General features: G+C 73.3%; 11 protein-coding genes. 2 read left to right on the top strand and 9 right to left on the bottom strand.

The genetic code is table 11. The features are described 5' to 3' along the window. Nucleotides 1-20: 20 nt before the first annotated feature. Genes msrB through H3H34_RS07025 form a run of 6 tightly spaced genes read right to left on the bottom strand, consistent with a single transcriptional unit; the run spans nt 21 to nt 6072 of the window. The gene (gene msrB / locus H3H34_RS07050) at nt 21-431 is read right to left on the bottom strand and encodes a peptide-methionine (R)-S-oxide reductase MsrB (protein WP_194744557.1); all 411 of its coding nucleotides are present in this window, start codon (nt 429-431) and stop codon (nt 21-23) included. After that, nucleotides 431-1102, bottom strand: a complete 672-nt coding sequence (locus H3H34_RS07045) for a phosphorylase family protein (protein WP_194744556.1) — start codon at nt 1100-1102, stop codon at nt 431-433. The genes msrB and H3H34_RS07045 overlap by 1 nt, the downstream gene beginning before the upstream one ends. Next, on the bottom strand, nt 1099-3036 hold the full coding sequence (shc, locus tag H3H34_RS07040; RefSeq protein WP_194744555.1) for a squalene--hopene cyclase: 1938 nt from the start codon (nt 3034-3036) through the stop codon (nt 1099-1101). The genes H3H34_RS07045 and shc overlap by 4 nt, the downstream gene beginning before the upstream one ends. Then, nucleotides 3033-4331, bottom strand: coding sequence for a hydroxysqualene dehydroxylase HpnE (hpnE, locus tag H3H34_RS07035; RefSeq protein WP_194744554.1), 1299 nt, complete (start codon nt 4329-4331; stop codon nt 3033-3035). The genes shc and hpnE overlap by 4 nt, the downstream gene beginning before the upstream one ends. After that, nucleotides 4331-5224 (bottom strand): squalene/phytoene synthase family protein, encoded by an 894-nt coding sequence (locus tag H3H34_RS07030; RefSeq protein ID WP_194744553.1) that lies wholly within the window; start codon nt 5222-5224, stop codon nt 4331-4333. The genes hpnE and H3H34_RS07030 overlap by 1 nt, the downstream gene beginning before the upstream one ends. Beyond that, a complete protein-coding gene (locus H3H34_RS07025; RefSeq protein ID WP_194744552.1) occupies nt 5221-6072 on the bottom strand; it encodes a squalene/phytoene synthase family protein in 852 nt (283 codons plus the stop codon). The genes H3H34_RS07030 and H3H34_RS07025 overlap by 4 nt, the downstream gene beginning before the upstream one ends. 81 nt (nt 6073-6153) lie before the next feature. Here H3H34_RS07025 and H3H34_RS07020 point away from each other — a divergent pair, with 81 nt between their 5' ends. Beyond that, nucleotides 6154-7326 carry a glycosyltransferase gene (locus tag H3H34_RS07020; RefSeq protein ID WP_328831497.1) on the top strand — a complete coding sequence of 391 codons (1173 nt, stop codon included), beginning with the start codon at nt 6154-6156 and terminating at the stop codon, nt 7324-7326. Here H3H34_RS07020 and H3H34_RS07015 read toward each other — a convergent pair. The 3 genes from H3H34_RS07015 to H3H34_RS07005 are packed head-to-tail and all read right to left on the bottom strand — an operon-like array spanning nt 7311 to nt 10386. After that, nucleotides 7311-8279 carry an NAD-dependent epimerase/dehydratase family protein gene (locus tag H3H34_RS07015; RefSeq protein WP_194744550.1) on the bottom strand — a complete coding sequence of 323 codons (969 nt, stop codon included), beginning with the start codon at nt 8277-8279 and terminating at the stop codon, nt 7311-7313. The genes H3H34_RS07020 and H3H34_RS07015 overlap by 16 nt on opposite strands. Continuing rightward, nucleotides 8276-9331, bottom strand: coding sequence for an SMP-30/gluconolactonase/LRE family protein (locus H3H34_RS07010; RefSeq protein ID WP_194744549.1), 1056 nt, complete (start codon nt 9329-9331; stop codon nt 8276-8278). The genes H3H34_RS07015 and H3H34_RS07010 overlap by 4 nt, the downstream gene beginning before the upstream one ends. Then, nucleotides 9298-10386, bottom strand: a complete 1089-nt coding sequence (locus tag H3H34_RS07005) for a sulfotransferase family protein (RefSeq protein ID WP_194744548.1) — start codon at nt 10384-10386, stop codon at nt 9298-9300. Before H3H34_RS07005 ends, H3H34_RS07010 begins: the two co-directional genes overlap by 34 nt. Nucleotides 10387-10498: 112 nt before the next feature. Here H3H34_RS07005 and H3H34_RS07000 point away from each other — a divergent pair, with 112 nt between their 5' ends. Then, complete coding sequence (locus tag H3H34_RS07000) at nt 10499-11728, top strand: parallel beta-helix domain-containing protein (protein ID WP_194744547.1); 1230 nt, start codon at nt 10499-10501, stop codon at nt 11726-11728. Nucleotide 11729 lies beyond the last annotated feature (1 nt).

The raw sequence follows: 11729 nt of genomic DNA, 5'->3' as shown, positions 1-11729 counted from the left end.
CGGCGGGGCTCGCGGTCGGCTCAGGCCGGCTCGAAGAAGAGGGCGACGCCGTTGATGCAGTAGCGGAGACCCGTGGGCGGAGGGCCGTCGGGGAAGACATGGCCGAGGTGGCTGCCGCAGCGCGCGCAGTGCACTTCCTCGCGGATCATGCCGAAGCTGGTGTCGATCGAGACTCCGACCGCGCCGGGCACGGGGCGGTCGAAGCTCGGCCAGCCGGTGCCGCTCTCGAACTTCCCGGCGCTCCGGAACAGCGGGTTGCCGCAGCCGGCGCAGCGGAAGGTGCCCGGGCGCTTCTCGGCAAGAAGCGCGCAGGAGCCGGGCGGCTCGGTGCCATGCCGGCGCATCACCCGATACTGCTCGGGCGTCAGGCGGCGGCGCCACTCCTCGTCGGAGAGCTCGACCGGGAAGCGGAGCGTCTGGCTGTCATCCATCACCCGCCTTCATGGGAGGGGACGGCGAGCCGTGCAAGGGCGGGCGCAAGCTGCCGCAGCCGAGCGTGGGCCGCAGCCGAAGCGCGGCCGAGCGCGACGAGGGCAGGAAGATCCTGCGGGCGGGCGAGGAGGCGCAGAAGGGTTCCGGCGATGTCGACCGAGCCGTCGGAGCGCACGCTCGCCCGCGCGGCCGGCGGGATGGCGGCATCGGCCGGGTCGGCGATGACGCGCAGCGCCAGGAAGCGGACGCAGGCGGCGGCCGCGGCGCGGGCGACGGCGTGGCTCTCCATGTCGACCGCGACGGCGCCAGTCGCGGCGTGGAGCGCGGCCTTGTCCGCGGGGCTGGCGACCAGCGTGTCGGACCCGAGGAGCGTGCGGCCGTCGAGCGCGAGGCTGAGCGCGGCGGCAAGCGCGGCATCTGCTTCGAACCCCCTGCCCTCCGCCGTCACCACGCGCGCCGGCACCAGCAGGTCGCCGGGGGCAAGGCCGGGGGCGAGCGCGCCGGCAAGCCCCACCGAAAGCAGCGCCTGGGCCCCCTCCGCGGCCAGCCGGCGGGCATGGGCTTCGGCCATCTCCGGCCGCGCGCCCGAGACTGCGACTCCGGGCAGGCCGAGCGCGGCAGCCTCTGATGCCAGGCCGCAGACGATGCCGACCCTCGTGGTCGGGTTCACATGCCCCACGGCAGGTCGCGGGCGTTCGAGTCCTTCAAGGCCTGGTAGCGCGCCACCGCCCAGAGCGGGAAGAAGGCGGCGTAGCCATGGTATTTCAGGTAGAAGACGCGCGGGAAGCCGGTGCCGGTGTACATGCGCTCCACCCAGCGCGGGCCTTCCTCGCGCGGGGCCTCCTCGAGCCAGCGGATGCCGCGCGCCACTTCCGGCGCATCCACCTCGCCCGCTGCCATCAGGCCGAGGAGGGCCCAGGCCGTCTGGCTTGCGGTGGACTCGATGGCAAAGCCGCGGCGGCCCGGCTCGTAGGTCTCGAGGCCCTCGCCCCAGCCGCCGTCGTCCCGCTGCTGCGCCTTGAGCCACTTGACCGCCTTCTGCACCCAGGGCTCGGCGGGGTCCACTCCGGCGGCGCGCAGCGCCACCAGCACCGACCAGGTGCCGTAGATGTAGTTGGCGCCCCAGCGGCCGAACCAGCTGCCGTCCGGCTCCTGCTCGCTCCGGATCCACGCCAGCGCCCGGGCGATGGGCTCGGCGTAGCGCTCGCGGTCCACCTGGGCGAGGAGGCCGACGCAGCGCGCGGTGACATCAACGGTGGGCGGGTCGAGGAGCGCGCCATGGTCGGCGAACGGAATGGCGTTCAGGTAGAAATGCTCGTTCTCGGGCTCGAAGGCGCCCCAGCCGCCGTTCGAGGACTGCATCCCGACGATCCACTCGCAGGCCCGCTCGATCGCCTCGGCATATTTCGGGTCGCCCTGGCGGTGCATCGCCATGGCGACGACGGCGGTGTCGTCGACATCGGGATAGTCGGGGTTGGCATACTGGAAGGCCCAGCCGCCGGGCCGCACATCGGGGCGGCGCACCTTCCAGTCCCCCCGGTGGTCGAGGATCTGCCGGTCCTTCAGCCAGTCGAGGAGGCCCAGCAAGCGCGGGTCGTCGCGGTCCCCGGTCTCGAGGAGGGCGTGGGCAGAAAGCGCCGTGTCCCACACCGGCGAGACGCAGGGCTGGAACCAGACCATGTCGCCGCGCTCGACCTTGAGGCGCTCGATCGCCCGCCGCGCCGTCTGCATGGCCGGATGGTCGTCGGGGTAGCCGAGCGTGCGGAACATCATGACCGCATTGGCCATGGCGGGGTAGATGGCCCCGAGGCCATCCTCGCCGTTCAGGTGCTCAAGCACGAAGGCCTCGGCCTTCCTGATGGCGGAGCGGCGGATGGGGCCGGGGATGAGCGGCTCGAGCGCGCGCAGCACCCGGTCGAGGACGAGGAAGGCCTCGCCCACCTTCGTGCCATTGGGGTTCACCTGATACTGGCGGACCTTCTCGGGCGGCACCACGAAGAGCTCGGCAAGACCGCGCCCGGTGGGGTTGACGGCGCGGGCCTTCATGGCTGTCAGCACGAAGAGCGGCACCATGACCGTGCGGGACCAGTAGGCCACCTTCGAGATGTGGAAGGGAAACCACAGCGGCAGGTGCATCACCTCGACCGGGATGACGGGGACGCCGCGCCACGGGATGTGGCCGAAGAGGGCAAGGGCGATGCGGGTGAACACATTGGCCTTCGCCGCACCCCCGCGGGCCAGGATCCACGCCCGCGCGCGCACCATGTGCGGCGCATCGACAGGGTCGCCGATCAGCTTCAGGGCCCAGTAGGCCTTGACGGTTGCCGACAGGTCCCCGGCGCCCGCCCTGAAGAGCGGCCAGGAGCCGTCTGGCGCCTGCTCGGCGCGGAGGTAGAGGGCGATCCTGCGCTCGGTCTCGGCGTCCACCTCGCCGAGGAAATGCTTCAGCAGCACATACTCGGCCGGGATGGTCGTGTCGGCCTCGAGGTCGAAGACAATGTGGCCGTCGGCCTTGCGGAAGGCATAGAGCTTCTCGGCCCGTTCGCGGATGAGCTCGCGGCGCGCCTCGCGCGTGAGCGCCGTGCCGTTGACGGCAATGTTCATCGCCCACTCCCTGATGCCGCACGCGGTGCCGCTCCGTTCGACCTCGCGGGGGTCCCGAGCAGCCTCGCGGCGGTCTCGCCCGACCTTGCCGCCCCCTCGATGGTCGCAGGCAGGCCGGTATCGATATGATCCCCTGCAAGCACGAGGTTGGGAAGCGCTGTCAAGGCCTGGGCGCGGCGGGCGGCGTTCGCAGGAGTCTGCAGGAAGGTGGCGCGGCGCTCGTGGACGAGGCGCGCGGCGAGCGGCCGGAGGTTCTCCGGCAGGCCGAGCGCGGCGCGCGTCTCCGCCCAGAGCGCGTCAAGCAGCGCCTCCTCCTCGGCATCGGTCCCCTCGACGAAGCCGGCAGCCGAGATGGTGAGCGAGATCAGCTCGTCCTTCAGGAAGATCCACTGGGTGCGCGCTCCGGTCACGCCGAGGAGTGGAGGGCCAGCGACGGGCGCTGCGAGCCGGAAATGGGCGTTGAGGATCGACGAGGCCTCCTCGGGCGCCCGCGCGTCGGGCCAGAGCGCGTTCACGCGCTGCGGCGGCACGGCGAGCACCACGGCATCATCCGGGCCGAGCGGCACCGCCTCGCCGGCGACGTGAAGGCCCGCCACGCGCCCGCCCTCGACGCGGAGCGCCTTCACCTGCGCGCCGAAGCGGACGTCGGCGCCGGCGCGGCGGAGTGCTGCAAGCGCTGGCTCGACGAGGGCGGCGCCAAGGCCATGGGGGGCGAACATCGGGCGGCAGAGGCGGCCGTCGCGCCAGGCCTCGATGACCGTTGCCCGCATCAGCCGGGCCGAGGCGAGCGTTGGGGGCAGGTTCATGACCGCCAGGCTCATCGGCTCCCAGAAGCGGGCAAGCGCAGGGCCCCGGGGCCGGACGGCCTCGGCGATCGTCGCGTGCTCCCCGGCCCAGAGCAGGGGCAACGCGGCCACGAAGGCGCCGAGGCCGACGCCCGCAGGCCGGCGCGACGGGACAATCGGCCACCAGGGCAGGGGGCCGTCGTTGATGTGCACCTCCCACCGCTCGCCTGAGGCGAGATCGACAAAGGGAAAGCGCGCCTCCGGCGCCATCCTGAGCGCGTGGGGAGCGCCGGCGCGGGCGAGATAGGCCAGGGTCGAGCGGTTGCCCGAGAGGACGAGATGGTTGCCGTTGTCGATCCGGCAGCCGAGCCGCGCGTCATCGTAGCTGCGGCAGCGGCCGCCTGCCTGGCGCGCCATCTCCCAGACGGTCACGCGCCAGCCGCTCTCGGCCAGCGCGAGCGCCGCGGACAGGCCGGCGACGCCGGCGCCGACGACGTGCGCGGTCGCCATCAGCCGCGCGGGCGCCCGGGGCCGAACAGCGCGCAGGCAAGCCCGCGCACCAGCTTGGCGCGCCGCGAGAGCAGCGGCTCGGGCAGTGGCCGGGCCCAGCCGAGCGCCTCCATGCGGTCGAGATAGGCCTCGTAGGCGCCCATCATGACGAGCGCGGGGGCAAGCCGGATGCGGCGGTGGGCAGGCGCGAGCCGGCGCGCCTCGTCATAGGCCGCCCGCGCCTCCTGGCCGAGGTCGCGGGCAAGCGCGGGCAGCGCCGGGTGGCCGGGCACGCGCGCCGGGTCAGCCGGGATGCCGTGCGCGGCGAGGAGATCGGCCGGAAGGTAGAGGCGGCCGATGGCGGCATCGGCCTCGATGTCGCGCAGGATGTTGGTGAGCTGGAAGGCGTCGCCGAGGGCAAGCGCGAAGCGGTCGGAGACGGGGCCGGCGAAGGCACCGAAGATGCGGATGGAGAGCGCCCCGACGGCGCCCGCGACGCGGCGGGTGTAGCGGGCAAGGAGGGACCGCTGCGGCGCGACGATCGGGCCGTCGGCATCCATGGCCATGCCTTCGATCAGGAGGTCGAACTCGCTTCGCGGCAGCGCGAAGGCCCGGACTCCGGGGAGCAGGGCATGGCCGATGGCCGAGGCGGGGCGGCCGGCGTAGAGGGCGTCGATCTCGGCGCGCCAGGCGTCCAGCGCGCGGTGCTTCTCGGCCGGCGGGAAAGGCCCGTCGGCGATGTCATCCACCACCCGGCAGAAGGCGTAGACGGCGTGCATCGCCTCGCGGCGGGGCCGCGGCAGGATGGCCATGCCGGGGCCGAAGCTGGTGCCCGAGGCTTCCGTGATGGCGCGCGCAAGCGCCGCCGGGTCGCCGTCCGCAGCGCGCGGCAGGAGCGCGGCGAGCGCGCTCATGCCGCCCGGCGCAGCAGGCTGGCGACAAGCCCGCGGCCCAGCGCCGCTGCGAAATCGGCTCTCGAGAGCTGGACGCGGGTGGCGAGCGGATCCTCGCGGCGCAGGCGGGCCGCGAGTCTGCGGGCGAGCGCGCGGATGGCGGCGGCCTCGCCGGCGAGCGAGCGGGTGCTGAGGGCCACCAGGCCGTCGGCCGTGTCGAGCAGGCGGTCGACCTCGTCGAGGAGCCGGTCCATCACCCGCCGCAGGCCCGGCGAGACGCGGCGGGCGGCAAGCGCCCCGACCGTCTCGCCTTCCGCCTCGAGCCAGTCGAGCGGCACATAGGCGCGGTCGAGCCGGGCCAGGTCCTCGCCCATGTCCTGCAGGTGGTTGAGGATCTGGAGCGCGGTGCAGAGCGCGTCGGAGGCGGGGTAGAGGGCGGGGTCTTCGCGGTGGAGGTCGAGGAGAAAGCGCCCGACCGGGGCGGCCGAGTGGCGGCAGTAGGCGAGAAGCTCGGCGAGGCTCCGGTAGCGGGTCTTCGTCGCGTCGGCGCGGAAGGCGACGAGAAGGTCGGTTGCGCGGACGGTCGAAATGCCTGTCGCAGCTAAGCTCGCGGCGAGGGCTTCCGCCTTCGAGAGCCCGCGAGCCCGGCCCTCGAGCACGGCCTCGAAGGCGTCGAGCCTGCGGATCTTCTCCTCCGGCGCCAGGCAGGGCGCATCGGCGATGTCGTCGGTTGCCCGGGCAAAGGCGTAGTAGGCGAGGAAATGGGGCCTCAACTGCGGGGCGACGAGGCGCGAGCCCACGGGAAAATTCTCGTCGCCCGCGCCCTTGCCGCTGTTCGCCTCGATGTCGCCGTCGGCGAAGACCTGCATCGGCTGCTTCTAGCGCGCGGGCGCGCGCCGGGGGAAGCCCGGGCCTTGCCAGCGCGCCCCGGGCCCGGCCATGGCGCGGGCGTGGCGCTCACTCTCGTCGGCCTCGCAGCCCTCCTGGCCTGGGGCTACCTGCTGCTGCTCCGCCACGGCTTCTGGCGCCTGCGGGAGCGGTTGCGCCCGGCGCCGCCGCCTGCCGCCTGGCCCGAGGTGGCCGTGCTCATCCCGGCGCGGAACGAGGCGGCGCAGGTGGGGGAGGTGGTGGCCGCCCACATGGCCTCGACCTACCCGGGCCGCTTCTCCCTCATCCTGGTCGACGACGGATCGGAGGATGGCACGGCCGCAGTCGCGCGGGCCGCTGCCGGCCCGGCGCCGCCCCGCCCGCTTCACGTCATCGAGGGCCGGCCGCTGCCTCCGGGCTGGTCGGGCAAGCTCTGGGCGCTCGAGACGGCGCGGGAGGCCGCCGGCAGGCTCGCTCCGGCCGCGCGCTGGCTGCTGCTGACCGACGCCGACATCCGCCACGGGCCCGATCTCCTCGCCCGTCTCGTGGCCCGCGCCGAGGCGGCCGACCTTGCCTTGCTCTCGGTGATGGCGCGGCTCGACTGCCGGGGCTTCTGGGGCACCCTTCTCATCCCCGCCTTCCTCTACTTCTTCCTGAAGCTCTACCCGTTTGCGGCCGTGAACGATTCGGCAAGCCGGGTGGCCGGCGCGGCTGGCGGGGTGGTGCTCATTCGCCGCGACGTGCTGGAGGCCATCGGCGGCTTCGGGGCGCTCAAGGGCGCGCTCATCGACGACTGCACGCTGGCCGCGCGGGTCAAGGCCGGGCCGCCGCGCCGGCGGATCGAGCTGGTGCTCGCCGACGGCTTCGCCGACGCGGTCAGCCTGCGCGACAACCGCGGGCTTGCCGGCATCCGCGACATGGTGGCCCGCACGGCCTATGCCCAGCTTCGCCATTCGCCGCTGCTGCTTCTCGGCACGGTCGCGGGGCTCGCCCTTGTCTACCTTGCCCCGCCGCTCCTGTGGCTCCTGTGGCCGCTTCACGGCAGCGCGCCGGCGGCCATGGCCGGCGGGCTCGCCTGGCTGGTTATGGCGCTCACCTACCGCCCCATGGTGCGCCACTGCAGGGTGCCGGGGGTGATGGCGCTGTCGCTGCCGGTGGCGGCCGCCTTCTACGCCGGGTTCACCCTGCTCTCCGCCTGGCGCCACTGGCGCGGGCGCGGCGGCCAGTGGAAGGGCCGGGTCTACCCTTCGGCCTGAACGGCGGCGACGGCGCGCGCCACCGTCTCGCGCCAGCCGGGCGGGTCGAAACCGAGCTCGGTGCGGGCGCGGGCGTTGGAGAAGTCGACCGGCCGGGCCGCGAGCCTGACCCCCGTCAGGGGCGCACCGGCCGGCCTGCCGGAAAGCCAGGCGCCCCACTCGCTGAACAAGCCGGCGAGATAGGCCAGGCGGTAGGGCACCTGCCGCGCGGGCGGCCGCACGCCGGCAAGCCGCGCGACCTCCGCCGCGATCTCCGACAGCCACGCATCCTCGCCGCACAGCAGGTAGCGCCGGCCGGTCGCGCCGCGTTCGAGCGCGGCGAGCACGCCCCGGGCCAGCGCCTCGACATCGACGAGGTTCATACGCGTCTCGAGGATGGCAGGCAGCCGCCCCTGCACCAGGTCGCGCATGAGGCGCATGGGTGCCGTCGGCGTGCGGTCGCCGGGGCCCACGGGCGAGGAGGGCAGCACGATAACGGCGTCGAGCCCGCGCGCCACTTCGGCGGCGACCGCCTGCTCGGCGAGGCGCTTGTAGGCCGGGTAGCCGCCCATGAGAAGGTTGGGCGGAAGTTCCACCGTCTCATCAAGCGTCTGCCGCTGGCCGCGCGGGCCGCCGACGAGCGTCGTATAGGAGGAGACGAACAGCATCCGGGCGCCCGCTGCGCGGGCGGCGGCTGCCACCTTCTCGGTGCCAACGAGGTTCACCTCGAACCAGCCCGGCCGGTTGTCGGCCGAAAGCGCGGTGACCGCCGCAGCGTGGATCACGGCTGCGGCGCCCTCCATGGCCTTCGCCACGTCCCGCCCGTTCGTCACCGAGGCGCGGATGGCCCGGTGCGCGAAGCCCTCGGGAAAGCGCACGTCAAGGCCCGTCACGTCCCAGCCGGCCTCCGCGGCGAATCGGCACAGATGCTGCCCGAGGAAGCCGCCCGCGCCGGTGACGAGGAGGCGCTTCATGCGCGGCCTCCCTTGTGGCAGACGAGCAGCCCGGGCGCGCGCACCGCGCCCGCGACGAGCATGCCGTCGGCAAGCAGGCCGACGGTGACGCCGGGAATCAGCCGGCCCTCGGGGTCGTCGAACAGCCATTCGACCGCGCCGGAGGCGGGGTCGAGCGCGACGACGCGCGAGGGGGCGCGCTCCCGGTGGCCGAAGAGGTGCAGGCCGAAGCGCCAGAGGCTCGGGATGACGCCGACGACCAGCCGGCCGTCGGGCGCCACCGTCAGGTTGTCGGGGTGGCCGGGCACGGCAAGCGTCCGCCCGTCCGAGAGGCGCACCCGCTCTCCCCGCGTCTCGGCCACTGCGATCACGTCTCCCTCGAGCACGGCGATACCATTGGCGAAGGCGAGGTCGCGGGCAAGCACCTGCGGCGCTCCGTCGCCCAGGAGAAGCAGGCTGCCGCCTGCCCGGGGCACGAGCAGTTCGCCGAGGAGCGTCCGGGGGCAGCGGGCGCGGTCGAGCGAAGCGACGAGCTCGCCCTTCCAGAAGGCGACGTCGTTCAGGGCGCAGAAGCCGGCCCCGCGGCGGACGCCTTCGAGCCGCGCCTCCGGGCCGGACAGGTCGAACTCGAGAACGACCGGGTCGACCCGGCCGTCGGCGCCGATGCGCCGGTTGACGACGGCAAGCCGTTCGCCGTTCACGGCGATGCCATGGGGCCGGAGGCCGCCCGCGATCCGGCCTTCCGGCACGAGTCGCACCGCGCGCGGCGCTGGGTCGGCAAGGTTGCCGAGCGGCAGCGCCCACAGCCCGCCCTCGGGCACGGCGTCGCCGGGTTTTGCGCGGCGCACGGCGAGCCGGTCGTGGGCGGAGAGGAGGAGCCGGTCGCCGGCGAGCGCCAGGTCCTCGATTCCGGAGATGGGCGCCCCCGTTGCAGAGTCGCGCACCGCGGCCACGCGGCAGTCGGCAGGCCCGAAGCGCGGCGGAGGCCCGGGCGCGCGCGCGCAGGCCGCGAGCAGCGCGCCTGCCGCAAGGGCGAGGCTCAGGCCGCGGGCGACGGCGTGGCGTAGCCCCATTTCGCGATCCAGTGGGCCCAGCGCTGCGAGACCTTCGCGACTGCCTCGGCGTCACCCCGGAAGCGGTTCTTCTCGAAGCTTTTCACCGTCTCGAGATAGGCCGCCATTTTCGGGCGCACTGCGTTGAAGCCGGGCAGCGCGAGCGCCTCGTAGATGTGCGCGACCGTCTCGAGCGGTCGGGCGTCGAGGTCAGCGTAGGCCACTTCCACGAAGTCGGGCGCGGCCCAGCCCCGGGTCTGCTCCTCGAAGGCGGTCATCATCCGCGCGTAGGTCGAGAGCACCACCTCGTCGATGTCGACATGGTCGAAGGGCTGGAGGGCGAGCGCCTCGAAGAGCCGTGCCCAGAAGTTCCGCATCGAGAGGAAGACGTCGAACGGGTCGCGGTGAATGTGGATGAACTTCGCCCGCGGGAAGAGCTTCCGCAGCATCCCGGCGCGGGCGGTGTAGACCGGGTTCTTGACGAGCGCGGGCTTCCGCCCGGCGGCCCAGCTCACTTTCCGCGTGAAGAGCACGAACGCCTCGGTCCACTCCGCCACGTCGGCCTTCGAGGCCCCCTCGAAGAAGAGGCCGCGGGGCACGAAGCGGTCGAAACCGGAGGGCAGGTAGATCCCGTGGTAGAAGGAGATCGCCGACATGTTGGCGATCGCGATCTCGTCCTCCTGCGGGCTCGTCGGTGTCACCGCCACCCTGTCGATGTAGCGGCCCTCGGGCAGCGCGCGCTCGAGAAGCGGCCGCAGCAGGCGGCCCAAGGTCAGCATCTCCCACGGCATTCCCACCGCCACCGGAGGCACGTAGGCGAAGTCGGCCTGGCCCAGGATGTTGACGAGGTGGGTGGTGCCCGAGCGCCAGTGGCCGAGCACGAAGAGCGGCGGCGGAAGCTCGGAGATGGGGGGAACGAGGGCGGCGGTCACCGCCTTCTCGAGAAGCGTGAAGGGAAGCCGCCCGAGGATGGCGGCGCGGATGGGGAGCAGGCGCGACGCCGGCACCTGCCCGCCCGCCTCGCGCAGCACGCGCGAGAGCGTCGCCCAGTCGGCCCCGTTCAGGGGATGCGCCACGCCCGCCTCCGCCGGTCCTTCCGAAGGCGGGCGGCTTAGCCGCTGGCGCCCGGCTGGACAACGGCCGCCCCCGCGCGCCATTCTGCCGGCAACGGGAGAGGGGAGGAACGGCATGGGAAACGCGCTGGCACTGGGCCTTGCGGCACTGCTTCTGATGGCCGCCGCCCCGCCGGGGCGGGTTCTTCTGGTTACGCCCGGCCCGCACGCGGCCGAGCGCGCACAGGAAGCCCTCATCGACGCCAAGCCCGGAGACACCGTGCGGTTCGCGGCCGGCACCTTCGCCTTCCAGACGGGCCTGTCGCTCGACGTTCCGGGCGTGACCGTCGAGGGCGCCGGAGAAGGCAAGACCATCCTCGACTTCTCCGGCCAGGAAGGCGCGGGCGAAGGCCTGCTCGTCACCTCGAGCCGGGTGCTCGTCAGGAACCTGACCGTCCGCGACACGAAGGGGGATGGCATCAAGTCCAAGGGCTCGGACCGGGTGACGTTCCAGGACCTCAGGGTCGAGTGGACCGGCGGGCCGAAGCCGACCAACGGGGCCTATGGAGTCTACCCGGTCTCCTCGACCAACGTGCTCATCGAGCGGGTGACGGTCAGGGGCGCCTCCGACGCGGGCATCTACGTCGGCCAGTCCAGGAACATCGTCGTTCGCGACAGCCTCGCCGAGTTCAACGTGGCCGGCATCGAGATCGAGAACAGCATGCACGCCGATGTCTTCGGCAACACGGTCAGGCACAACACGGGGGGCATCCTCGTGTTTGACCTCCCCAACCTGCCGGTGATGGGGGGGCACTCGACGCGCGTGTTCAACAACCGCGTGATCGACAACGACACGCCCAACTTCGCCCCGCCCGGCAACATCGTCGCCTCGGTGCCGGTCGGCACCGGCATCATGGTGATGGCCAACCGCAACGTCCACGTCTTTGGAAACGAGGTGGCCGGCAACGCGAGCGCTGCCTTCATGGTCATCGCCTATGCGCAACCCTTCGAAAGCGAGGGTTACAACCCGCTCCCGCGCGACGTGGTGGTCCGCGGCAACCGGGTGGGGCGGAACGGCTTCGCCCCCGCCTTCCCCGGCGGGCGGGAGATTGCTGCAGCGGTCGGTGGAACGCTGCCCCCCGGCCTGTGGGACGGGGTGGACCGCTACGTGACCGCCGGGCGCGAGCTGGGGGAGCCGGTCCACGTCCACTTCCTCGACGTGCCGGCGCTCACGCTTGGCCTCGGCGTCGCGGGGGCGCCGCCGGAGACGGCCAGCCCGGCGCCCAAGCCCGCGCCGCCGGCGCCGCCGCCGGCCGAGCCGGCGCCCGTGGTGCTCCCGGCCGACCAGCCGGGCCTCGGCCGCTAGG

Source organism: Thermaurantiacus tibetensis (assembly GCF_015354055.1).
Lineage (GTDB): Bacteria > Pseudomonadota > Alphaproteobacteria > Sphingomonadales > Sphingomonadaceae > Thermaurantiacus > Thermaurantiacus tibetensis.
This window is presented reverse-complemented; position numbering and strand designations above follow the sequence as displayed.